Genomic DNA, 20,881 nt, shown 5'->3' on the forward strand with positions numbered 1-20,881 from the left:
GCCTACTCCACGACCTTCGGCACGAGGAAGAAATTCTCGTCAGTGGCCGGCGCATTGGCGACGATATCGGCGGCCTTGTTGCCGTCCGTGACGATGTCTTGGCGCTTCTTCATCTCCATCGGCGTCACCGATGTCATCGGTTCGACGCCGGAGACATCGACCTCGTTCAGCTGCTCGACAAAGCCCAGAATGGCGTTCAGCTCGCCGGTCATGCGCTCGGCATCCTCCTCGCTCACCGCAATGCGGGCGAGACGCGCGACGCGCTTCACAGTTTGCAGATCAACGGACATGTCTTTAGCCTTTGGGAAAACCAGATGGCGCTATAGCGGCGTGGCGCGTGCCGCGCAACATCGATCGTGCTTGGGGATAGAGCCCGTTCATGCCAGGGCGGCATTTCAGCCTAGGGCAGCGATACACCCTCGCACAGATAATAGCTGCCGCCATTGCCGGCCTGCTCGCCTTCGTCGGCGGTCGGGCGCACCGAGACGATGTCGATTTGGGTCGCGTTCATCTGCGTGATCGACAGTATATCGGGAAAGAGAAAGCCCGGCTCCTGGCAGATGGCAGTGACCGCCCAACTCGGCGAGCGCGTCGCCTTGGTGACCTGGACGAACTCGCAATTATACTCGACGCTTTGCAGGCCGTCCGCCGACAAGATGACATTGCCGGTGTCGATCAGCGTCTGCAGCGTGTCCTTTTTGGCTTGCGCGCAAAGCTCCTGGGTCTGGAGGTAAACGCCCTTGATGAAGTCCTCGGCGGCGGATGCGGGCGACGCAGCGACCAGCATCGAAACGCAAAGAGTCTCTCTCAAACCCATGGTTTAATTCCCCTTTGCGACAAGGGATCGTTTCAACGATCGCTCTATAGTGTGATCGTTTGGCCGATGGCTGGCAAGGCTACGTCGACACCTGATCCTTCGAGGCCGGCCACGAACTTCTCCGCCGTCGCGTCGATGATCGGGAAGGTGCCGAAGTGGCATGGCACGACGGTGTCGAAGTGGAAGAAGCGCCGGCAGGCCAGGGCCGCCACCGCGCCGCCCATGGTGAAGCGGTCGCCGACCGGCACGAGGCCGATCTTCGGCTCATGCAATTCCTCGATCAGCGCCATATCGGAGAAGATGTCGGTGTCGCCCATATGGTAGAGCGTCTTGTCCTCCGGGAAATGCAGGACCAGCCCGTTGGGATTGCCGAGGTAGACGTTCTGGCCGCCATCGAGCCCAAACGACGAGGAATGCAGTGCCTGCACGAATGTGGTGGTGAAGGCACCGCAATCGACGGTGCCGCCATGATTGCCGGGATTGATCTTCTTGCCGTCGACGCCCTTGCCGACCAGGTACATGCAGATCTCGTAATTGGCGACCAGCTGGGCGCCGCTCTTCTTCAGCACCTCCACCGCGCCGCTGACATGATCACTGTGGCCGTGGGTCAGAAGCACATGGGTGACGCCTTCCGCCGGCCCCTCCCAGCCGCTCGTCCATGATGGGTTGCCGACGAGATAGGGGTCGATCAGGATGTTCGCGCCTGATGTCTCGACGCGGAAGGCGGAATGTCCGTACCAGGTCAATTTCATCGATCGTGTTCCTCGATTTTGGTTGCGCCGGAAGATAGAACGCCGGCAGCAAAATTAAAGTGACATAGTGTGCTCGCGGTTCAAAAGAACGTGTCGCGCTCTTTGTGACGGCAAGTCTGGGTCACGGTAAGTCTGGGTCACGGTTAAGACTGGGTCACGGTAAAACTGGTTGGGGAAAGCCGTTGGGCATCATAGCAATCGAGGATCTGCCGGCACGGCTGGAGGGCGGCAGGACGCTGGCCGGGCTCGACCTCGGCGACAAGACGATCGGTGTCGCCGTTTCCGACCGCGGCCTGTCCTTCGCCCATCCGCGCGCGGTCATCCTGCGCAAAAAGTTTTCGCTGGATGCGGCAGCGCTGCTCGCCCAGCTGCAGAAGGACAATGTCGGCGCGTTTGTACTCGGTCTCCCCATCAACATGGACGGTTCGGAAGGTCCCCGCGCCCAGAAGTCGCGCGCCTTCGTGCGCAACATGGCAGGTATAACCGACCTGCCCTTCGTGCTGTGGGACGAGCGGCTGTCGACGGTGGCGGCGGAGCGGACGCTGATCGAGATGGATTTCTCGCGCCGAAAGCGCGCCGGCAAGATCGATTCGGCGGCTGCGGCCTTTATTCTGCAGGGAGTTCTGGACCGGCTCCAGTCGCTTGACCCACGCGATCGGACGGAACCGGATTCCCCGCCTGCCGCCTGACCCAGGCCATGATGTTGCGGCGGCGGCGAAACGCCCACAATGCCATCAGCAGGAAGCCGTCGAAGATGCAGGCCCTTGCCACCATGCCCGGAATGATCGCCGGATCGATGCCCAGCATCTGCCCGTAGAGCTGAAACACGAAATCATGCAGCTGCCGGCTGAGCATGACGTAGCCGAAATTGATGTCGTTGAGCGACAGGAAGAACCAGCCCCAGAACAGAGCGAGTGGCGCGGCCCACAATGCGAACAGCGTGCGCATCAGTGACCGTCCCTGCGGCTGGAGCCGCCTCTGCGACCGCTGGGACCAATGTCCGGACGGCCGGAAATGCGCGACAGCAAGGAGCCGTGCGCGGCACCCTTGGCCATGGCATGGGCGGTGGCGCGGCTCTCTGCCTCCCGCGAAACCATGACGGCGAAGACCGACCTCCGCTCGGCCAGCATGGCGACATAGGAGGCCAGAAGTGCCGCCAATTGCACGGCGACAACCAAAAACAGGCCGTTGATGCCTCGCGCCGCGCCGCCGACCAGGATGAGCGACAACACCGCGGATGCCGAAATGAAGGCGGTCCGCGCCACACTGTCGGCTCCGTCCGGGCTCGCTGCGGCGTTAACCAGGCTCTCGACGAAGACCCAGCAAAACAGCACCGCCACGACCAGCAAGGCGATGGCCAGCGGCGCCACGACGGCAGCATTGTCGAGATCGGCCAGACGAGTGTTTTCCACGACGACGCCGAGCACGCCCAGAGCGCCCGCAACGCCGCGGTTTCCATCGACACAGATGAACGCCAGCAGGGCGAAAACCAGCGCCCAGTGCAAGGCCAGAAAGGACGTCAAAATGTGCCGCATGGCATTCCTGCTTTGGTGACAAAGACAGTGGGGTCTGCGGCCTGCGGCTGCAACGGAAACCATTCGTTAAGGTTAACGGCTGTCCACAGGCAGGCAAATTCGTTCACGGACTGGCGGAAGGCCCTCAATTCACCGGCGGATAGAGCGTGTCGACGATCATGCGCGCATCGTGGCGCGAATCGAGCATGCCATAGGTGTTGCGCCACTGGCCGGCGAGCCGCGTCTCGACGAAGGCGTCCGCAATCCGCCCTGCCCCCAGCCGGCGCAATTCCGCAGCTGCCGCCGACAGCGCCAGCTGTTCGGTCAGCAGGCGGGCCGACCCCTCATCGGTGCCGGCGACCTGCATGGCCGCCTTGAGCACGCCAATGGTTCCGCGTCCGCCGGCGCCGAGATCGCGGTCGATGCCGGCCAGCACCTCCTCGAACAGGCCGGGCGCGCGGCCGAGCACGCGCAGCACGTCGAGCGCCATGACATTGCCTGAGCCCTCCCAGATCGCATTGACCGGGGCTTCGCGGTAGTAGCGGGCGAGCGGCGCTTCCTCGACATAGCCATTGCCGCCGAGGCACTCCATCGCCTCATAGAGCAGTGGCGGCGCGATCTTGCAGACCCAGTATTTGACCACCGGGGTCATGGCGCGGGCAAAAGCAGCCTCGCCGCGGTCGCCGGCAGCCTCGTCGAAGGAGCGCGCCAGTCGGAACGAGAGTGCCGTGGCGGCGGCGACATCGAGCGCCATGTCCGCCAGCACGCGCTGCATCAGCGGCTGTTCGATCAGCGTCGAGCCGGCCACCTGGCGGTGACGGGCGTGATGCACGGCCTCAGCCAGCCCCGCTCGCATGATTGCCGACGAGGCGACGGCGCAGTCGAGCCGGGTCAGCGTGACCATGTCCATGATCGTCTTTATGCCGGCGCCGGGCTCGCCGACCATCTCGCCGATGGCGTTGACGAACTCTACCTCCGATGAGGCGTTGGAGCGGTTGCCGAGCTTGTCCTTCAGCCGCTGAAAGCGGAAGCCGTTGCCGGAACCGTCGCCGAGGATGCGCGGGACGAGAAAGCAGGAAAGCCCTTCAGGCGCCTGTCCAAGCACGAGAAAAGCGTCCGACATCGGCGCCGACATGAACCATTTGTGGCCGGTGAGGCGATAAAAGCCGCTGCCGGCGCGTTCGGCCCGTGTGGTGTTGACGCGCACGTCGGTGCCGCCCTGCTTTTCGGTCATGCCCATGCCGAGCGTCAGCCCGGTCTTGTCGACCGGCGGCTTCTGACTCTGGTCGTATTTGCGCGTCGTCACGCGCGGCGCCCATTCGCGAAACAGCTTTGGGCTGGCCATCAGGGCGGCCAGCGAAGCGCTGGTCATGGTGATGGGGCAGAGATGCCCGGTCTCGAGTTCGGCGGTCAGGTAGAAACGCGCGGCGCGCACCTGATGGCGACGGCCGATCTCGCTATCGCCGTTTTCCCAGATCGAGGAATGCAGGCCGCCGGCAACCGAGCGGCGCATCAGCGCATGATAGGCCGGATGGAATTCGACGAGGTCGATGCGCCGGCCCTGACGGTCATGCGTGCGGAGCTTCGGCGTCTCGACATTAGCGAGGCGCGCCAGCTCCTGCGCCTCCTGCGTCAGGACGAACCGGCCAAGCCCGTCGAGGTCCTTGCGCACCGGATCGGAAAAACGCTCCGCAAGCTGGATCAGCAACGGATCGCCCCGCCAGGCGTTGCCGCCCGTCAGCGGCGGCGGCTGGTTGGTCACGTCGTCGGTCACGCCCAATCCTTCTGAAAGTAGAAGGGCCTTCTAACGCTAGAAAGGCACTTATCATCACAAGGCTTCGAATCCGAAGCAATCGGCTAGATATAGCCCAAGGCAGGCGGCGCGCGCGACGAAAATACCGGGGAGAAAGGCCGCAATGCCAAGCTGACGCTTGCGGCAAGGAATTCTCCCCCCTATAGCAGCGCCTTGAGATGACCGACGCTTCGTCCCTGCCGCTTTATCCTCACCGCCATCTTCTGGGCATCCGCGATCTTTCCCCCGGTGACATCGAGCTTCTGCTCGACCGGGCCGATCGCGCCGTCGCCATTTCGCGGCAGTCCGAAAAGAAGACCTCAACGCTGCGCGGCCGCACCCAGATCAACCTCTTCTACGAAGCCTCGACGCGCACGCAGTCGTCGTTCGAACTGGCCGGGAAACGGCTCGGCGCCGACGTCATGAACATGTCGGTGGCGAGCTCTTCGGTGAAGAAGGGCGAGACGCTGATCGACACGGCGATGACGCTGAACGCCATGCGGCCCGACATCCTGATCATCCGCCACCAATCGGCGGGCGCCGCCGCCCTTTTGGCGCAGAAGGTCGGCTGCTCGGTGGTCAATGCCGGCGACGGCGCGCATGAACACCCGACGCAGGCGCTGCTCGACGCGCTGACCATCCGCCGTGCCAAGGGGCCGCTGTCGAAACTGATCGTAGCGATCTGCGGCGACATCCTGCATTCGCGCGTCGCGCGTTCCAACATCATGCTGTTGAACGCGCTTGGCGCGCAGGTGCGGGTCGTGGCGCCGTCGACGCTGCTTCCGTCCGGCATCGAGAAAATGGGCGTCATCGTCTCGCGCTCGATGGCCGAGGGCCTCAAGGGCGCCGACGTGGTGATGATGCTGCGCCTGCAGCGCGAGCGGATGGAAGGCGCCTTCGTGCCTTCGGTGCGCGAATATTTCCGCTATTTCGGCCTCGATGCCGAAAAACTGAAGGCCGCCAAGGACGGCGCGCTGGTCATGCATCCCGGGCCGATGAACCGCGGCGTCGAGATTGCGTCCGAAATCGCCGACGGGCCGCAAAGCGTCATCCAGGAACAGGTCGAGATGGGTGTCGCCGTGCGTATGGCGGTGATGGAAGCGCTGCTCGACCCGCGCCGCAACGAGGGCCGGAGCGCATGAGCACGACGGTCTTTGAACGCGCCCGCATCGTCGACCCGTCACGCGGCTTCGACGAGGTCGGCACCGTGATCGTCGAGGGGAAAAAGATCGTTGCCGCCGGCAAGGCTGCCCTGAACCAGGGCCTGCCGGCGGGAGCCACCGTGGTCGACTGCGCCGGCAAGGCAATCATTCCCGGCCTGATCGACGCGCGCGTCTTCATCGGCGAACCGGGCGGCGAACATCGCGAGACCATCGCTTCGGCCAGCGTTGCGGCGGCGGCCGGCGGCGTCACCTCCGTCGTTATGATGCCCGACACGGACCCGGTGATCGACAATGTCGCGCTGGTCGAATTCGTGCTGCGCACCGCCAAGGACACGGCAAGCGTCAACATCTTTCCGGCGGCGGCGATCACCAAGGGGCTGGCCGGCCGCGAGATGACAGAGTTCGGCCTGCTGCGCGAAGCCGGCGCGGTCGCCTTCACAGATGGGCGGCACACAATATCCAGCGCGCTGGTGATGCGCCGGGCGCTGACCTATGCCCGCGATTTCGGCGGCGTCATCGCACATGAGACACAGGATGGCGACCTCGCTTCGGCAGGCGTGATGAATGAAGGCCTGTATGCCAGCTGGCTCGGCCTTGCCGGCATTCCGCGCGAGGCCGAGTCCATCCCGCTGGAGCGCGACCTGGCGCTGGCACGGCTGACGCGCGGCGCCTACCACGCGGCCAAGATCTCGACGGCGATGGCAGCGCAAGCGATGACACGCGCGAAAGCCGACAAGGCCAATGTCACGGCGGGCGTGGCGATCCACAATCTGTCGCTGAACGAGAACGATGTCGGGGAATACCGCACCTTCTTCCGGCTGACGCCGCCTTTGCGCGCGGAGGAAGACCGGCTGGCCATGATCGAGGCGGTCAAGGACGGGACGATCGACATCATCGTCTCCTCGCACGACCCGCAGGATGTCGACACCAAGCGCCTTCCCTTCGCCGATGCAGCTGCCGGCGCGATCGGGTTGGAGACGCTGCTTGGAGCAGCGCTTCGGCTCTACCACAATGGCGACGTGCCGCTACTTCGGCTGGTCGAAACACTGTCCACCGCACCAGCAAGGCTGTTCGGCCTGCCGGGCGGCACGCTGAAGCCGGGAGCGCCGGCCGATCTTGCGCTGATCGACCTTGAAGAACCCTGGATCGTGAGTGAAAGCGGCATCCGCTCGCGCTCGAAAAACACCTGCTTCGAAGGTGCGCGGCTGCAAGGCATGGTCTTGCAAACGCTGGTGGCGGGCCGCACAGTGTTTTCGAGCTAGAGCGATCGCGCCACGTCGCAGACCGATATGTTGCTGGGGAAATGCGGGGGCAAACAATGAGTTATAACGTTATCCTGGCATTGCTGTTCGGCTATCTCCTCGGCTCGATTCCCTTCGGCCTCTTGATCACCCGCGCGGCCGGCCTCGGCGATGTGCGCAAAATCGGCTCCGGCAATATCGGCGCCACCAACGTTCTGCGCACCGGCAACAAGGGCCTCGCCGCCGCGACGCTGGTGCTCGACGCGTTGAAGGGTACGGCGGCGGTGATGATCGCGCGCCATTTTGGACACGACTACGGACTGTGGGCCGGCCTTGGACTCTGGGCGGGCCTTGGCGCCTTCCTTGGCCATCTGTTTCCGGTCTGGCTCGGTTTCAAGGGCGGCAAGGGCGTGGCGACCTATCTCGGCGTGCTGATCGCGCTCGGCTGGCATGTGGCGCTGATCTTTATCGTCGTCTGGCTGGCGATGGCTTTTCTGTTTCGCTATTCCTCGCTGGCAGCGCTGACGGCGGCGGTCATCGTGCCGATCGCGCTTTATTTCTGGAGCACACCTGAGACCGCCGGGCTGTTCCTGGTGATGAGCCTGATCGTCATCTTCAAACATCGCGCCAACATTTCGCGCCTTCTTGCCGGCACCGAAGGCAAGATCGGAGCCAAGGGTTGAGCAAGCCCGCCGCCGGGCCGCGCCTCAGCGACCGGCAGCGGCTGAGCTGGCTGCGGCTGATCCGCACACAAAATGTCGGCCCGGCCTCGTTTCGCGAATTGATCAACCGCTTTGGTTCGGCGGAGGCGGCGTTGGAGATGCTGCCCGAGCTGATGATTTCGGGCGGAGCCAAAAGGATCATGCGCATTCCTTCCGTGGAGGAAGCCGAAGCGGAACTCGACGCAGCCAGTGAAAACGGCGCCCGCTTCGTCGGCATCGGCGAGGCCGACTACCCGCCGATGCTGAAAAACATGGACAATCCGCCGCCACTGATTGCCGTGAAGGGCGAGGCAGCCGTCTTTCGCCTGCCGGCGGTGGCCATCGTCGGCGCCCGCAACGCGTCGCTCGCCGGCATCAAGATGGCGCGCATGCTGGCGGCGGATCTTGGCCGCGACGGCTACGTCATCGTTTCCGGCCTGGCGCGCGGCATCGACACGGCAGCACACCAGGGCAGTCTCTCGACTGGTACAGTGGGTGTGCTGGCCGGTGGGCTCGATGTCCCCTACCCGCCCGAAAATATCGGCTTGTGCGACGACATTGCCGAGCGTGGCGGCGCCGTTATTTCGGAAATGCCGTTCGGCTGGCAGCCGCGGGCGCAGGATTTTCCGCGCCGCAACCGGCTTGTCGCGGGCGCCGCCCTCGGACTGGTGGTGATCGAAGCTGCGCAACGCTCCGGCTCGCTGATCAGCGCGCGCCTGGCCGGCGAGATGGGCCGGCTGGTCTTTGCCGTACCGGGTTCGCCGCTCGATCCGCGCTGCGCCGGCTCCAACGGGCTGCTCAAAGATGGCGCCACCCTGGTCACCGAGGCGGCCGATGTTTCCGGTGCGATCGCACCCTTGGCGGGCACGCGAACGCGAAGCATTGCGCCGCCAGAAAAGGCACCCGATTTTTCGGCAACACCCCCGCCCGGTGAGGACGAACGCAGCGGCGTGCTCGAGGCGCTGGGCCCAACGCCGGTGGGCGTGGACGAGATCATCCGCCACACCGGCCTCAACGCCGCGCAAGTCTCCATGGTGCTGCTGGAACTCGACCTTGCCGGCCGCATCGAGCGCCATGCCGGCGGCAATGTCTCACTGGTTTCGTGACGTTCCAGCCGATCCCGCCGCACGTCGGCCGCAACTCACGCGTCGAGGGTCACGCCGGCGGCGCCAACGCCGGTACAGATGCCACCGCAGGGTATTTTCCAGGCGGCTCTCGGAAAAGCACTCCGCCATTCCAGGGCTCTCCGTTGCACTGACGATCACGCTCGCGATGGCATACTCGACAGCTGACGAAAACCGGGCTCGACAGTCTGCGCATCAGTCAGCGGAACAGATACTTCGATACCTCCGGATTGCCACGGCGCCACATCACATTGTCCAGAAAATAATGGTGCACATTGATGAAGATGAGCACGATGAAGAAGAACAGCGATGACCCCAGCACTTGCCTGTCATAGGGAATCAAAGCCGTCAGCGCGGATGGGATCAGCCAGAAGCCGAGATAGCCAAGGGCCGTGCCGCCGACGATGAAGCCGAGGAGCCGAAACCTGTAGAGGGGGCCGAGAAAGGACAGGATTTTCGGCTGCGGATCGCGTTCGGCATCGGAGCTGTCACGCTCAACATTGGTCTGATAGCGCCAGACCACGGCGAGGTACTGCAGCGAGTGGAGCGCCGGCACGATCAGCAGCCAGAGCGGATTTATTCTCACAATCAGGATCCAGAGATAGAGCGACGCGACGTAGGCCACGATGCCGTTATAGGGCAGCTTGCCACCGTTCTTTCGCCAGCGATTGACCAGCATCAAAAGCGTAGCCGCCGTCGAAGCAATGGCTGCCAGCAAGGCGATGTCGGTGATCCAGGAAGGGACCGCGAAGGTGTAATAGTCGAGGCCGTAATATTTGCCCTGGGTGACCGCCGTATTCGTCTGCAGCCACGAAAGGATCCACACGGCATAGGAGTTTACCAGCAGCACCTTCTTGTCGCGATCGTCGAAGAATTTGCGCTTCAGCACCGCGTCCACCATCAGCATGCCGTAGCCCTGCTTGACGTAGTGCCAGCCGACGAAAAAGAACATGGCGTTGGTGGCAAAGCCGAGCAGCCGCGTGTTCGCCGCCACCGCGCCATAGGCAAAGAACCCGGCCATGACCAGGGGCACGACAATGCCCGCGAAGATGTAGCGGAGTTGCAGGCTCCTGTCGTAGCCGTCGCCCGTCACCTTGCGCCCGAAATTGCGATAGAAAAGCTGGTAGGAGTGGGCGAAGTGGGGATAGTTCACGAGATAGGCGACGACGACCATCGTTGCGGCCACCGGCCCCTCATATTCGAGCGGAACGAGAAACAGCACCGGCAGGATGAGAAAGGCGCTGCCGCCCAGCATGAGGAAATCGGCGACCGGGCCGAAGAGGTACTTTTGAGGCGCCGCCGCCTTAGGAGCGACAGCATCCGCCGAAAGCTGAAGTGTCATGTCAGAACCCTCCCCTGGGAAAGGCTGAGTTTAGCCATCGACTGGGATGGGGACAAGGTTGGAGCTGCCGCTCCGCGCCCTAACACTGGGCCATCCTGCTGTTTCGCCAATGGTCTCGATCCGCCATGGGCTTCGAACCCGTGAAGGCCCTCCGCTGTTAATAAAGCGCACCACCCCAATTTACGACTAACATGTTAGTGTGCTAGCACGGCATACACACCTACTTCGGAGACCTTCCGGTGACATCACGCTTTGGCCTTTCGGCCGCTCTCGCCACGCCTTTCGATGCCCGCGGGCAGATCGCCACCGATCCCATGATCGCTCAGGCCAAAAGTTGCCTGGCGCAGGGTTGCGGCAGCGTGACGCTTTTCGGCACCACAGGGGAAGGCGCGTCGGTGGGCACGACGGAGCGGCGGTCGGTGACCGAAGCCATGCTGGCTGCTGGAATCTTGCCGCATCAACTCGTTGCCGGCGTGCTGGTCGACGCCGCCGAAGACGCCGCCGAACAGGCACAGCATGCCTTGCAGCGAGGCGCCCGAAACATTCTGCTGGCCCCGCCGAGCTACTTCAAGAATGTCGGCGAGGAGGGCCTTTTCGGCTGGTTCTCCGCCGTCTTTGCCGCGCTTGGCCCCCTCGCCCGTGACGTGCTGCTCTACAACATCCCTTCGGTTACCATGGTGCAGCTTTCGCTTGGCCTGATCGGCCGATTGCGCACTGCTTTTCCCGACGTGGTCGCCGGGGTGAAGGATTCCGGTGGAAACTGGAGCTACAGCGAGGCGCTGCTTGCCGCCTATGGCGATCTGGTGATCCTGATCGGCGATGAAAGGCATCTGGCGCGTGCGGTGCGACTGGGTGCTCAAGGTGCAATCTCGGGCATGGCCAATTTCGTCCCGGGCGAAATCCGCGCCATGGCCGAGGACGGGCGCGACGATCCTCGCGTCGAAAGTTTTGTGCTCGAATTGCTGAAATATCCGGTCACCCCCGCGGTAAAGGTCATGGTGGCGCGCAAGACCGGCGACGAGCGCTGGCTGGCGGTCCGTCCGCCGCTGGAGCCGATTGCGTTGCAAGGGCAGCAGCAGCTTGCCGCAGCCTATGACAGCCTGTTTGCCAGGGAACCGGCCTGACCGGCAAAGGGAAGCGCGCCGAAATGGAAGACGGCAACGAACCGACCACCCTCAGGGAGAAGGCCTATGCCAGCTTCACGCGGCATTTGCTGGCGCGCGACTTCAAGCCGGGCCAGTTCGTGTCGCAACGTGAGCTGGTTGCCTTCACCGGACTGCCGCTCGGCGCCATTCGCGAGATCGTGCCGCGTCTCGAGGCGGAAGGACTGCTGACGACCATCCCGCAGCGCGGCATGCAGATCGCCCATATAGACATCAGCCTGATCCGCGAGGCCTTTCAGTTCCGCCTGTTCATGGAGCGTGAAGCGGTGGCGCTGTTTACGGTAAGCGCCTCCGATGCCGAGCTTGCCCGCTTGCGGCGCGAGCATGAGGACATGCTTGCCCAGGCGCTGGCGCAAACCCCGACGCCGGAGATGGAGGCCAAGGCGCAGACCATCGACTGGGCCATGCACGACACGTTCATCGATGCGCTGGGCAACGAGATCATCGCCAAGGCCTATCTGGTCAATTCGGTGAAGATCCGCCTGATCCACCAGGAGCGGTTCCGTATCGACGGGCGCGTCGTGCCGGTGATGCGCGAGCACCTGGCGGTGATCGAAGCCATGGAGAGCCGCGATCCAGAGAAGGCGGTCGAGGCGATCAGTCTGCATATCGACAAGGCGCGCCGGCTGGCGCTGCAGATCTGAGGAAACCTGAGCCGCACCGCGGTCCGCGATGCAATCGACAACGACAACAACCGGGAGGAAGAAATGTCGTCCAATCTGTTCAACCCAACCAGGAGGCAACTGCTTCAGGGAACCGCAGCGCTTGCCGCCGCCGGCTTTGCGGGCGTTCGCCCAAGCTTTGCCGCCGGCGTCGACTGGAAGCGCTTTGCGGGAACGACGCTTGACGTCAATCTGGTGAAAAGCCCGCGCAGCGACACGCTGATAAAATACATCGCCGAGTTCGAGGAACTGACCGGCATCAAGGTCAATGCCGAGGCGACGCCCGAACAGCAGCAGCGCCAGAAGACGGTGATCGAACTGAGCTCCGGCAAACCGAGCTTCGACGTCGTGCATCTGAGCTACCACGTGCAGAAGCGCCAGTTCGAAAAGGGCGGCTGGCTGGCCGACATATCAGGCTATCTCGCCGACCCGACCCTGACCGATCCTACGCTGGTGGAAACCGATTTCGCCGATGCCGGCATGCTGTTTGCCAAGGACGGCCAGGGCGTGTTGCGCTCGCTGCCGTTCTCAGTCGACTACTGGATCGTCTACTGGAACAAGGAATTGTTCGAGGCCAAGGGCCTCAAATACCCTGAAACCTTCGAGCAACTGGTGGCGGCCGCCGAAGCGCTGACCGACCCGTCGACCAACACCTACGGCTTTGTCGCCCGCGGCCTGAAAAACGCCAACACGCCGGTATGGACGTCGCTGATGCTCGGCTACGACATGACGCCGCTCGATGACAAGGGCAAGCTGCGCACGACCTCGCCCGAGGCGATCGAGGCCGCCAGCCTCTACCAGCGGCTGATGACCAAGTCGGCGCCTCCAGGCGTCACCGGATTCAACTGGGCCGAAGCCCAGTCCGCCTTCCTGCAAGGCAAGATCGGCATGTGGTTCGATGGCGTCGGCTTTGCCCCGCCGATGGAAAATCCGGAAAAGTCGCGTGTGGTCGGCAAGGTTGGCTACGGCGTCATGCCCAAAGGGCCCAAGGCGCATGCCGCCGGCACCTTTGGCGACGGCCTCGGCGTGACGGCCGCCAGCGAGAAGAAGGAGGCCGCCTATCTCTTCTGCCAGTGGGCGATTTCGCCCGCCATGGGCACGCGCCTGCTGCAGGCGGGTGCCGGCGTGCCGTTCCGCAAGTCGGTGCTGGAAGATCCCAAGGTGCGCGAAGGCGTCACCATGCCGGCGAGCTGGCTCGATGCCGTGGTCGGCTCGGGCAATGTCAGCCGGCTGTCGCTGCCGGTCATCATTCCGGTCACCGAGTTCCGCGATATCTATGGCGTGGCGCTGACCAATCTGATCGCCGGCGCCGATCCGGCGGAGGAACTGAAGAAGGCCACCGAGCAGTTCCAGCCGGTGCTCGACCGGAGCGAGCAAGGCTGATGTCCGCCATCACCCCAGAACGCACCGGGGTGACGACGCAAGCCATCGAAGGGGGCCAGACCATCCGTCTGGCTCCCAACTACTGGCCTTTCGTCGTCCCGGCGCTCGTCGTCGTCGGCGCCGTGATCGTCTTTCCCTGGGCCTTCACACTGTGGATGAGCGTCAACCGCTGGACCCTCGGCCAGGCGCGAAGCTTTGCCGGGATGGAAAACTATCTGCGGCTGGCCGTCGACCAACGCTTCTGGGAATCGCTTTTCCATACGCTGACCTACACGGCGCTTTCGGTCGCGGCGCCGATGTTCCTTGGCACTGTCGCGGCGCTGATCTTCGACGCCAAATTTCCGCTGCGCGGCCTGTTGCGCGGCGTCTTCGTCATGCCGATGATGGCAACGCCAGTCGCCGTGGCGCTGGTCTGGACGATGATGTTCCATCCCCAGCTTGGCGTGCTCAACTATCTGTTGTCGCTGGTCGGCATCCCGGCGCAGGAATGGATCTTTAATGCCAGGACGGTCATCCCGTCCCTGGTTGCGGTCGAGACCTGGCAGTGGACGCCGCTGGTGATGCTGATCGTGCTGGGCGGCTTGGCCTCCGTGCCGCGCGAGCCCTTCGAGAGCGCCGAGATCGATGGCGCCAACGCCTGGCAGCAATTCCGCTATCTCACCTTGCCGATGATCGCGCCGTTCCTGATGATCGCGATGATCATCCGCACCATCGATGCGTTGAAGAGTTTTGACATCATCTACGCCATGACCCAGGGCGGACCGGGCACGGCCTCGGAAACCATCAACATCTATCTCTACAACACCGCCTTCTCCTACTACGACATCGGCTATGGCTCGGCCATGGCCGTGGTGTTCTTCATCGTCATCGTCGCGCTGTCCTTCATCCTGCTGATGCTGCGCCAGCGCTCCCAATGGATCGGGGTGGAGGGCAAATAGATGAGTTCACGGCTGCTCAACCGGATCGGGCTGTTTTTCGCGGCTCTGGTCTTCGTCTCGCCGGCGATCCTGTTCTTCCTCTGGATGGTCTCGCTGTCGCTGAAGTTCGAGATCGACAACGGTGCATACCCGCCGATCCTGATCCCGGAACATCTCGCCTGGTCGAACTATGTGAAGGTATTCGAGGAGAACAATTTCCTGCTCTATTTCTGGAATTCGGTTCTGGTGACGGGCACGGCAACGTTGCTGGCGCTGCTGATCGGCGTGCCGGCCGGCTATGGCATCGCGCGGCTCAAGGCCGAACGCTCGGCGGTGGTCATCATGATCGCCCGCATGACGCCGGGGCTTTCCTATCTCATTCCGCTGTTCCTGCTGTTCCAGTGGGTCGGCATTCTCGGCACGCTGTGGCCGCAGATCATCATCCATCTGGTGGTGACGGTGCCGATCGTGGTCTGGGTGATGATCGGCTATTTCGAGACCACGCCGATGGAGCTGGAAGAAGCGGCCAACATCGATGGCGCCAGTTCCTGGCAGGTGTTCCGGCTGGTCGCCTTGCCCATCGCCAAGCCGGGCATTGTCGTCGCCTTCATCCTGTCGATCATCTTCTCATGGAACAATTTCGTCTTCGGCATTGTGCTCGCCAGCCGCGAGACTCGCACGCTGCCGGTCGCCGTCTACAACATGCTTTCCTACGAGCAGGTGAGCTGGGGTCCGCTCGCCGCCGCGGCACTTGTGGTGACGCTGCCGGTGCTGGTGCTGACCCTGTTCGCGCAAAGGCAGATCGTCGCCGGGCTGACCGCAGGCGCCGTCAAGGGCGGCTGAGGCACGGCCCCGACATCACTCATTCCGGGAGAAATCCAATGGCATCGGTAACAATCAACAACGTTCAGAAGGCTTTCGGAGCCGCCAAGATCATCCACGATGTCAGCGTCGACATCGCCGATGGCGAATTCGTCATCCTGGTCGGGCCGTCGGGCTGCGGAAAGTCGACGCTGCTGCGCATGATTGCCGGACTGGAAACGATCTCGGGCGGCAGGATCGCCATTGGCGATCGCGTCGTCAACAATCTCAGGGCGCGCGACCGAAACATCGCCATGGTGTTCCAGAACTACGCGCTCTATCCGCATATGACGGTGGCCGACAATATGGGCTTTGCCCTGAAGATCAAGAAAGCCGATCCGGCCGACACCGCCGGCCGCGTCGGCAGGGCCGCCAGCATTCTCGGCCTGGACAAGCTGCTCGACCGCTATCCGCGTCAGCTTTCCGGCGGCCAGCGCCAGCGCGTCGCCATGGGCCGGGCCATCGTGCGCGACCCGCAGGTGTTCCTGTTCGACGAGCCGCTGTCCAATCTCGACGCCAAATTGCGCGTGCAGATGCGCGGCGAGATCAAGGCGCTGCACCAGCGGCTGGGAACCACCACCATCTACGTCACCCACGACCAGATCGAGGCCATGACCATGGCCGACAAGATCGTCGTGCTGCATGACGGCCTCGTCGAGCAGATCGGCGCGCCGCTCGATCTCTACGATCGCCCGGCCAACCTCTTCGTTGCCGGCTTCATCGGCTCGCCGGCGATGAATTTCATTCGCGGCCATGTCGAGGAAGGCGTTTTCCGCAGCGCAGGTGGACTGATCTTGCCGTTGCCGGAAGGCAGCGACCTGGCAAACATACCCGGCCGCGACCTCATCTACGGCATTCGCCCCGAACATATCCGTGCGACGACCGCCAAAGGAATCCCCGGCACGATCGTGCTTCTGGAAGCAACGGGTTCGGAAATCTTTGCCAGGGTCGACTGCGCCGGAGAAGAAATCTCCTGCCTTTTCCGCGAGCGGCTGGCACTGAAACAGGGCGAGCAGATGCGCATCGAGATCGACCGCGCCTGTGCTCATCTGTTCGACGTCAAGACCGGGCGGCGATTGTAGGCGGCGATGGGGGCTGCTGACAGGGAGCAACTTCCGCACGAAATATTTCTGGTGAGCGCGTCGGGGTTCGAACCCGAGACCTACTGATTAAAAGAGCCTTTTTGCTTTACAGCGGTAAACGCTATGAACACCATGAGACACCGGAAATCCAGGCACACTATGGGTTTCCGGTGTCATTTTCGTTCAACGTTGTTTCATGCTGTTGCGTCGTGCTAGAACCCCGATAGAACCCAAGGCGATTCTTGGGCCATTTTTATCAGTAGGTTTATGCCGCGCAAACTTCTCACCACTCGTTTCGTAGACACCGCGGCCGTGAAGACCCGGACTGACTTCTGGGATGACAAGGTTCGCGGCCTCGTGCTGCGCGTCACGCCAGCGGGCATAAAGACATGGACGGTCGTCTACACCCGGGCCAGCGACAGCGCCAAGCAGCGTGTCACACTGGGCCGCTATGATGCGATCGACCTCGAGCGCGCAAGGGCGAAGGCGCTGAAGACGATGAGCGCCGTTGCCGAGGGTGAGGATCCTTCCGAAAAGAAGCGCACCGCCAAAGCCGCCATGACCGTAGAGGAGCTCGGCGGCATCTACATCGAACGGTATGCCAAGCGCGAAAAGAAGACCTGGCAGGAAGACGAGCGGCTGCTGAAGCGCGACGTCTACCCGGCGGTCGGCAAGATGAAGGCGCTGGCGGTCAAGCGGGGCGACATCATCGACATCATTGAGGCCAAGGCCGATGCTGGCAAGGGCGCCGCGTCCACCAACGTGCTTGCGGTGGTCAGGAAGATGTTCGGCTGGGCCGTCGACACCGACCGACTTCCCACCTCGCCTGTCATCGGCATCAAGCCGCGCAGCAAGCCAGCCAGACGTGATCGCGTCCTGAGCGATGTCGAGATCCGCTTGATCTGGAACGCGCTGCCGACGGCCGGCGTGAGCCCGGCCGTTGCTGATATCACTCGCCTACTTTTCCTGACCGGCCAGCGCTCCGGCGAGGTCGCAGGGTTGATGCGATCGGAGGTCGACATCGGCGCGAAGGCCTGGAAAATCCCGGCCGGCCGCACCAAGAACGGGCTCGAGCATCTTGTGCCGCTGGCACCCCCTGCCCTGGCCTTGATTGAGGCAGCAGTCGAGCGGACCGATATGGAGCTCGATGACGCCGCGCTGTTCTCGAAGACCGGCGAGCCGATCGCCAGCAATGCCATCGCCCAGGCGGCGCGTCTTAAGCTTCAGAAGTCGAACAAGGCCTGGACGCCGCACGACATCCGGCGAACGGTCGCCACGGGCATGGCCGGTTTGGGCGTGGCGCCGCACATCATCGAGGCAGTGCTCAACCATATCTCTGGGTTCCGCGGCGGTGTCGCCGGCGTCTATAACCGGCAGGCTTACGAGCCAGAAAAGCGTGCTGCGCTCGATCTCTGGGCTTCTCATCTTATAAAAGTCGTCGATCACAAAAAAATTCACTTCGGTACTAACTGACTCTGAAGCATTGAGTTTTCCGCGCGTCTGTCAGGATGCGCCCGCCAGCCCTGTTTACAGCCGTCAAATCTTGCGATCCGCTGTGTTTGCATGATTTGCACGTTCGTTTCTTGCCAGAAGCGACGTCTCAGACAAAAGGCGAGTAGACCCATGAAAACTCCCGCTATCACCCCTGCCATGCGGTTCGTATCAATCCGCGAAGTCTGCACCATGACTTGTATGTCGCGGACCTCGCTTTGGAAGAGAGTGAAAGAGGACGATTTTCCGAAGCCTCTCACGCTCGGCCATGGTGTGCGGAAAGCGTTCCTGCTTTCCGAGGTCGAATCCTGGATGAGGTCTCGCCTGGAGGCCCGCGACAAGGTCGCGGCGTGACCACGTCTCTCACGCCGGCCGACCACGCCCGCGCCGTCGACTGGTTGCGCGCCAACTGGTCAACAGCCGAGCGGCCGCTGATCCCGATGATCCGGAGGCGCTTCGACGCCGGTCCGATCGAGGCCGTTGCGATCTTGCGCGAGGCTTCGCCGCACAGGCGCGAGGTGCCGGCATGACGCGGCGCCGACGGATTGGCTGATCGTGAGCGCAGCGGCACGAAAATGGCTGGATCGACAGCACGTCGCCGACGGCACGCTGCTCCTGGTGCTGCGAGCCATGGCTGACCTCGCTGATAAAAACGGCCGCTGCAATAAGTCCCAGACAGGAATCGCGCACCACGCCGGCCTCGGAGAGCGAGCAGTTCGCAACTCGATCAGGCTGCTCGATCATATAGGCATGATCACCCGGGACCGACGCAGTAGCGGCGGCAAGGCCGGTCGAATGACCGACCTTGTACATCTCGCAATCGACCATTCCTTCGACCTTTCTCGGGAGCGCGTGTCGTCGCTTAGAAGCGTGGGTGCAACCGGCACGAAAGACCGGTTACACGACGTGGGTGCAACCGGCACGGAAACGTGGGTGCAAGCGGCATTGTTACCGGCACGAAAAGCAGTTGCTCCCAAGCCCTCGCGCGTGGATGTAGAATCTATACCCTCGAAAGTCGGCTTAAATCACCACGTCTCCGGTCGCGTCTGGCTGGATCGAAAACGTTCAGCGTGGCGTGCAGCGGTTCGACTTGACGGCGTCGATTTTACTCTCGGTCGGTTCGCGACTGAAGCCGAGGCGGCGCGCGCCCTCCGGGGCGCGCTCACCGACATCGAGCACGCAGCGAGTAATCGCTCTGGCTCGCCGAGAGATCCACACACCAAGACCTCTGCCGGCCCCGCCAACGGTGAATCGTTGGGGCAATGGCTTTTCGGAAATGCGCCACGCCCACCGGCAACGCCGCGCCCTTCAAGCCAGTCTCCAGCTGACTCGCACTACATCCGCGCGATCAGGACAGACACGCGTCGATTAACGAAAGAACCTCCACAATGACCATAGGTCGGGAGCAAATCGCCAAGCTCGGAAAGCTAATCCCGCGCCTTGCAAGTGATCACGATGGAGAGGTCGTCGCTACAGCGCGCGCCATTATCAGAACGCTCGACGCTGCCGGCGCCGATCTGCACGACCTAGTTGCTGCGCTCGACAGGCCAGCGCTCGACCGCATCGTCTATCGAGATCGACCTGTCCAGCAAAGCCCAAAGTGCGCTGATCAACTGGAGCCGCTCTGTCGCGGTGACGCGCTGAAGTTCGCGCGCTTCCTCCTGCACAAGTGCAGACTGCCGGAAAAGGAAGCCGGCTTCGTAGCCTTCGTAATTCGAACGGCTCTAGCCGGCGGCGATGATGACCGCATTTGGCTTACGGAGAAACAGCAGAAGTGGTTTCAGGACCTGGTGCATAAGCACAACGCGATGGAGAGAGCCGCGTGACCGCAGCCGCTCTCTCCGCCTCATCGACCACGCGGTGGCCGAGCTCGCCGAGCACCGAAAGAATGGCCCTCGACCAACACCAGGCAGAACTTGCGCAGATCGCCGGGTCCGGTCGATCGGCAGGCGGGTCACCATCGTCGCCGCCGTGCTCGATCGAGAACTGCAGCGTCGCATTAAAGAAAGGTCCCAGTGAAATGGGCCAAGCAAATCAAACCCCAAATTCGGCAGCTCGACATGCGCGTTGCCGAGCCTGCCAAGCGTCCGATGGGAAGGCCGGGCTCGCCAGTTTGGCAAGCCCGGCGACTGATTCGACCGTGGATTTGCCTCCTCAGCGCGCGTCAGGGAAAGCTAACACCGACACCGGCGGTGCTCGTGCTGTTGGTGGTGTTGTGCGGATTGGTGTCGCCAATCGGTTCGGGCTGGAACTTCGTGTTCTGTCCATAGCCATAGATCCGACCGCCCGTGCTGACCCTGGTGGTGTCGGTCGTCGGGGTTTGCATCTTGTCGACCCACACCTGACCCCAATCGCCTTCCGTGTATTTCGAAGTGTCAGCGAACGCCGTGCCACTGGCAAGCACCAGAAGGGCGATCGAAGAGATGATGACTTTCATGACTTTTGCTCCCATTTGTTTGTTCCCGTTGCGGGTTTCTCCCATCAACTGAACAAACACTACCTCGCTCCGCCGGGGGGTGTCGAATGTCTGGAGGGTCCTGGGGGACCAACCGCTCGGGGCTCATGTTCACGAAAAATTTGCGCAGCCCGGAAATATCGGAAGTGGGTTTTTTCCCGACCCGCCGAGCGACACGTTTTTCGGCCAGTTTTTGCAACTTTTCGAGCTTTTTGAGGTGATGCGATGACTGAAGACACCGCCGAAACCCAGCAACTGCCGGCGCCGCGGTGGTTGAGCCGAGTCGAGAAAGCCGATTTTCGACGCATCGAGGACCAGCGCGAGGCAGCCGGAAAGCCACTTTCGCCTACAGAAATCGACACTGTCGCTGACCTGGTCAGCGCCAGGTCGCGGGTCGCGGATCTCCGAAAAATCTATCGGG

General features: G+C 62.8%; 25 protein-coding genes. 17 read left to right on the plus strand and 8 right to left on the minus strand.

Annotation, left to right across the window (positions count from 1 at the left end; translation table 11 throughout):
* Positions 1-2: 2 nt before the first annotated feature.
* The 3 genes from gatC to NKJ75_RS17920 all read right to left on the minus strand — a co-directional run bounded on the left by gatC (position 3) and on the right by NKJ75_RS17920 (position 1,569).
* Positions 3-290 (minus strand): Asp-tRNA(Asn)/Glu-tRNA(Gln) amidotransferase subunit GatC, encoded by a 288-nt coding sequence (gatC, locus tag NKJ75_RS17910; protein WP_023670999.1) that lies wholly within the window; start codon positions 288-290, stop codon positions 3-5.
* A gap of 110 nt (positions 291-400) precedes the next feature.
* Positions 401-817, minus strand: a complete 417-nt coding sequence (locus tag NKJ75_RS17915) for a hypothetical protein (RefSeq protein ID WP_023670998.1) — start codon at positions 815-817, stop codon at positions 401-403.
* Positions 818-861: 44 nt separating this feature from the next.
* A complete protein-coding gene (locus NKJ75_RS17920) occupies positions 862-1,569 on the minus strand; it encodes a metal-dependent hydrolase (RefSeq protein WP_023670997.1) in 708 nt (235 codons plus the stop codon).
* Positions 1,570-1,751: 182 nt separating this feature from the next.
* On the opposite strand from NKJ75_RS17920, the gene ruvX reads away from it, so the two are divergent.
* Positions 1,752-2,258: a Holliday junction resolvase RuvX gene (gene ruvX, locus NKJ75_RS17925; protein WP_023688595.1), complete on the plus strand. Its 507-nt coding sequence runs from the start codon at positions 1,752-1,754 to the stop codon at positions 2,256-2,258.
* On the opposite strand, the gene NKJ75_RS17930 is transcribed toward ruvX, so the two are convergent.
* The 3 genes from NKJ75_RS17930 to NKJ75_RS17940 all read right to left on the minus strand — a co-directional run bounded on the left by NKJ75_RS17930 (position 2,176) and on the right by NKJ75_RS17940 (position 4,857).
* The gene (locus tag NKJ75_RS17930; protein ID WP_023670995.1) at positions 2,176-2,517 is read right to left on the minus strand and encodes a DUF6105 family protein; all 342 of its coding nucleotides are present in this window, start codon (positions 2,515-2,517) and stop codon (positions 2,176-2,178) included. The genes ruvX and NKJ75_RS17930 overlap by 83 nt on opposite strands.
* The gene (locus NKJ75_RS17935; RefSeq protein WP_023706215.1) at positions 2,517-3,104 is read right to left on the minus strand and encodes a hypothetical protein; all 588 of its coding nucleotides are present in this window, start codon (positions 3,102-3,104) and stop codon (positions 2,517-2,519) included. The genes NKJ75_RS17930 and NKJ75_RS17935 overlap by 1 nt, the downstream gene beginning before the upstream one ends.
* Before the next feature lie 124 nt (positions 3,105-3,228).
* On the minus strand, positions 3,229-4,857 hold the full coding sequence (locus NKJ75_RS17940) for a DNA alkylation response protein (protein ID WP_352500000.1): 1,629 nt from the start codon (positions 4,855-4,857) through the stop codon (positions 3,229-3,231).
* 197 nt (positions 4,858-5,054) lie between these two features.
* On the opposite strand from NKJ75_RS17940, the gene NKJ75_RS17945 reads away from it, so the two are divergent.
* The 4 genes from NKJ75_RS17945 to dprA are packed head-to-tail and all read left to right on the plus strand — an operon-like array spanning position 5,055 to position 9,086.
* Positions 5,055-6,017: an aspartate carbamoyltransferase catalytic subunit gene (locus NKJ75_RS17945; RefSeq protein ID WP_023688599.1), complete on the plus strand. Its 963-nt coding sequence runs from the start codon at positions 5,055-5,057 to the stop codon at positions 6,015-6,017.
* Positions 6,014-7,300: a dihydroorotase gene (locus NKJ75_RS17950; RefSeq protein ID WP_023742457.1), complete on the plus strand. Its 1,287-nt coding sequence runs from the start codon at positions 6,014-6,016 to the stop codon at positions 7,298-7,300. Before NKJ75_RS17945 ends, NKJ75_RS17950 begins: the two co-directional genes overlap by 4 nt.
* A 56-nt stretch (positions 7,301-7,356) precedes the next feature.
* The gene (plsY, locus tag NKJ75_RS17955; protein WP_023696534.1) at positions 7,357-7,962 is read left to right on the plus strand and encodes a glycerol-3-phosphate 1-O-acyltransferase PlsY; all 606 of its coding nucleotides are present in this window, start codon (positions 7,357-7,359) and stop codon (positions 7,960-7,962) included.
* Positions 7,959-9,086 carry a DNA-processing protein DprA gene (dprA, locus tag NKJ75_RS17960; RefSeq protein ID WP_023670989.1) on the plus strand — a complete coding sequence of 376 codons (1,128 nt, stop codon included), beginning with the start codon at positions 7,959-7,961 and terminating at the stop codon, positions 9,084-9,086. The genes plsY and dprA overlap by 4 nt, the downstream gene beginning before the upstream one ends.
* 217 nt (positions 9,087-9,303) lie before the next feature.
* On the opposite strand, the gene NKJ75_RS17965 is transcribed toward dprA, so the two are convergent.
* The gene (locus tag NKJ75_RS17965) at positions 9,304-10,446 is read right to left on the minus strand and encodes a hypothetical protein (RefSeq protein WP_023706211.1); all 1,143 of its coding nucleotides are present in this window, start codon (positions 10,444-10,446) and stop codon (positions 9,304-9,306) included.
* A 239-nt stretch (positions 10,447-10,685) separates the two neighbouring features.
* Between NKJ75_RS17965 and NKJ75_RS17970 the strand changes: the two genes are divergently transcribed.
* From NKJ75_RS17970 to NKJ75_RS18020, 11 genes are all read left to right on the plus strand, one after another.
* Positions 10,686-11,570 carry a dihydrodipicolinate synthase family protein gene (locus NKJ75_RS17970; protein ID WP_023806081.1) on the plus strand — a complete coding sequence of 295 codons (885 nt, stop codon included), beginning with the start codon at positions 10,686-10,688 and terminating at the stop codon, positions 11,568-11,570.
* Positions 11,571-11,593: 23 nt separating this feature from the next.
* Complete coding sequence (locus NKJ75_RS17975; RefSeq protein ID WP_352444165.1) at positions 11,594-12,253, plus strand: GntR family transcriptional regulator; 660 nt, start codon at positions 11,594-11,596, stop codon at positions 12,251-12,253.
* A 63-nt stretch (positions 12,254-12,316) separates the two neighbouring features.
* A complete protein-coding gene (locus NKJ75_RS17980) occupies positions 12,317-13,654 on the plus strand; it encodes an ABC transporter substrate-binding protein (protein WP_352444163.1) in 1,338 nt (445 codons plus the stop codon).
* Complete coding sequence (locus tag NKJ75_RS17985; RefSeq protein WP_023670984.1) at positions 13,654-14,592, plus strand: carbohydrate ABC transporter permease; 939 nt, start codon at positions 13,654-13,656, stop codon at positions 14,590-14,592. The genes NKJ75_RS17980 and NKJ75_RS17985 overlap by 1 nt, the downstream gene beginning before the upstream one ends.
* Positions 14,593-15,414, plus strand: a complete 822-nt coding sequence (locus NKJ75_RS17990) for a carbohydrate ABC transporter permease (RefSeq protein WP_023684659.1) — start codon at positions 14,593-14,595, stop codon at positions 15,412-15,414. It abuts the gene before it with no gap.
* Between the two features lie 38 nt (positions 15,415-15,452).
* Positions 15,453-16,514, plus strand: coding sequence for an ABC transporter ATP-binding protein (locus NKJ75_RS17995; RefSeq protein WP_352444161.1), 1,062 nt, complete (start codon positions 15,453-15,455; stop codon positions 16,512-16,514).
* Positions 16,515-16,781: 267 nt separating this feature from the next.
* Complete coding sequence (locus NKJ75_RS18000) at positions 16,782-17,987, plus strand: tyrosine-type recombinase/integrase (RefSeq protein ID WP_352500001.1); 1,206 nt, start codon at positions 16,782-16,784, stop codon at positions 17,985-17,987.
* A 177-nt stretch (positions 17,988-18,164) separates the two neighbouring features.
* Positions 18,165-18,359 carry a helix-turn-helix transcriptional regulator gene (locus NKJ75_RS18005; RefSeq protein WP_352500011.1) on the plus strand — a complete coding sequence of 65 codons (195 nt, stop codon included), beginning with the start codon at positions 18,165-18,167 and terminating at the stop codon, positions 18,357-18,359.
* A complete protein-coding gene (locus NKJ75_RS18010; RefSeq protein ID WP_352500002.1) occupies positions 18,356-18,535 on the plus strand; it encodes a hypothetical protein in 180 nt (59 codons plus the stop codon). Before NKJ75_RS18005 ends, NKJ75_RS18010 begins: the two co-directional genes overlap by 4 nt.
* Before the next feature lie 25 nt (positions 18,536-18,560).
* Positions 18,561-19,397 (plus strand): helix-turn-helix domain-containing protein, encoded by an 837-nt coding sequence (locus NKJ75_RS18015; protein WP_352500003.1) that lies wholly within the window; start codon positions 18,561-18,563, stop codon positions 19,395-19,397.
* On the plus strand, positions 19,394-19,831 hold the full coding sequence (locus tag NKJ75_RS18020; protein ID WP_352500004.1) for a hypothetical protein: 438 nt from the start codon (positions 19,394-19,396) through the stop codon (positions 19,829-19,831). The genes NKJ75_RS18015 and NKJ75_RS18020 overlap by 4 nt, the downstream gene beginning before the upstream one ends.
* A gap of 338 nt (positions 19,832-20,169) precedes the next feature.
* Here NKJ75_RS18020 and NKJ75_RS18025 read toward each other — a convergent pair whose 3' ends face one another.
* Positions 20,170-20,442, minus strand: coding sequence for a hypothetical protein (locus tag NKJ75_RS18025; protein ID WP_352500005.1), 273 nt, complete (start codon positions 20,440-20,442; stop codon positions 20,170-20,172).
* A gap of 243 nt (positions 20,443-20,685) precedes the next feature.
* Between NKJ75_RS18025 and NKJ75_RS18030 the strand changes: the two genes are divergently transcribed.
* Positions 20,686-20,881, plus strand: a 196-nt coding sequence (locus NKJ75_RS18030; protein WP_352500006.1) for a hypothetical protein, incomplete at its 3' end; no start/stop codon positions are given.

The organism is Mesorhizobium sp. M0058 (assembly GCF_040323095.1).
Classification (GTDB): Bacteria; Pseudomonadota; Alphaproteobacteria; order Rhizobiales; family Rhizobiaceae; genus Mesorhizobium.

Coding starts and splice junctions, on each gene's coding strand:
- NKJ75_RS17990 (WP_023684659.1), top strand. CDS start 14,593: ATGAGTTCACGGCTGCTCAACCGGATCGGGCTGTTTTTCGCGGCTCTG.
- NKJ75_RS17930 (WP_023670995.1), bottom strand. CDS start 2,517: ATGCGCACGCTGTTCGCATTGTGGGCCGCGCCACTCGCTCTGTTCTGG.
- NKJ75_RS17950 (WP_023742457.1), top strand. CDS start 6,014: ATGAGCACGACGGTCTTTGAACGCGCCCGCATCGTCGACCCGTCACGC.
- NKJ75_RS17985 (WP_023670984.1), top strand. CDS start 13,654: ATGTCCGCCATCACCCCAGAACGCACCGGGGTGACGACGCAAGCCATC.
- NKJ75_RS17920 (WP_023670997.1), bottom strand. CDS start 1,569: ATGAAATTGACCTGGTACGGACATTCCGCCTTCCGCGTCGAGACATCA.
- NKJ75_RS18005 (WP_352500011.1), top strand. CDS start 18,165: ATGCGGTTCGTATCAATCCGCGAAGTCTGCACCATGACTTGTATGTCG.
- NKJ75_RS18025 (WP_352500005.1), bottom strand. CDS start 20,442: ATGAAAGTCATCATCTCTTCGATCGCCCTTCTGGTGCTTGCCAGTGGC.
- plsY (WP_023696534.1), top strand. CDS start 7,357: ATGAGTTATAACGTTATCCTGGCATTGCTGTTCGGCTATCTCCTCGGC.
- NKJ75_RS17935 (WP_023706215.1), bottom strand. CDS start 3,104: ATGCGGCACATTTTGACGTCCTTTCTGGCCTTGCACTGGGCGCTGGTT.
- NKJ75_RS17975 (WP_352444165.1), top strand. CDS start 11,594: ATGGAAGACGGCAACGAACCGACCACCCTCAGGGAGAAGGCCTATGCC.
- NKJ75_RS17945 (WP_023688599.1), top strand. CDS start 5,055: ATGACCGACGCTTCGTCCCTGCCGCTTTATCCTCACCGCCATCTTCTG.
- NKJ75_RS18020 (WP_352500004.1), top strand. CDS start 19,394: ATGACCATAGGTCGGGAGCAAATCGCCAAGCTCGGAAAGCTAATCCCG.
- NKJ75_RS17995 (WP_352444161.1), top strand. CDS start 15,453: ATGGCATCGGTAACAATCAACAACGTTCAGAAGGCTTTCGGAGCCGCC.
- NKJ75_RS18000 (WP_352500001.1), top strand. CDS start 16,782: ATGCCGCGCAAACTTCTCACCACTCGTTTCGTAGACACCGCGGCCGTG.
- NKJ75_RS17915 (WP_023670998.1), bottom strand. CDS start 817: ATGGGTTTGAGAGAGACTCTTTGCGTTTCGATGCTGGTCGCTGCGTCG.
- NKJ75_RS17965 (WP_023706211.1), bottom strand. CDS start 10,446: ATGACACTTCAGCTTTCGGCGGATGCTGTCGCTCCTAAGGCGGCGGCG.
- gatC (WP_023670999.1), bottom strand. CDS start 290: ATGTCCGTTGATCTGCAAACTGTGAAGCGCGTCGCGCGTCTCGCCCGC.
- NKJ75_RS17980 (WP_352444163.1), top strand. CDS start 12,317: ATGTCGTCCAATCTGTTCAACCCAACCAGGAGGCAACTGCTTCAGGGA.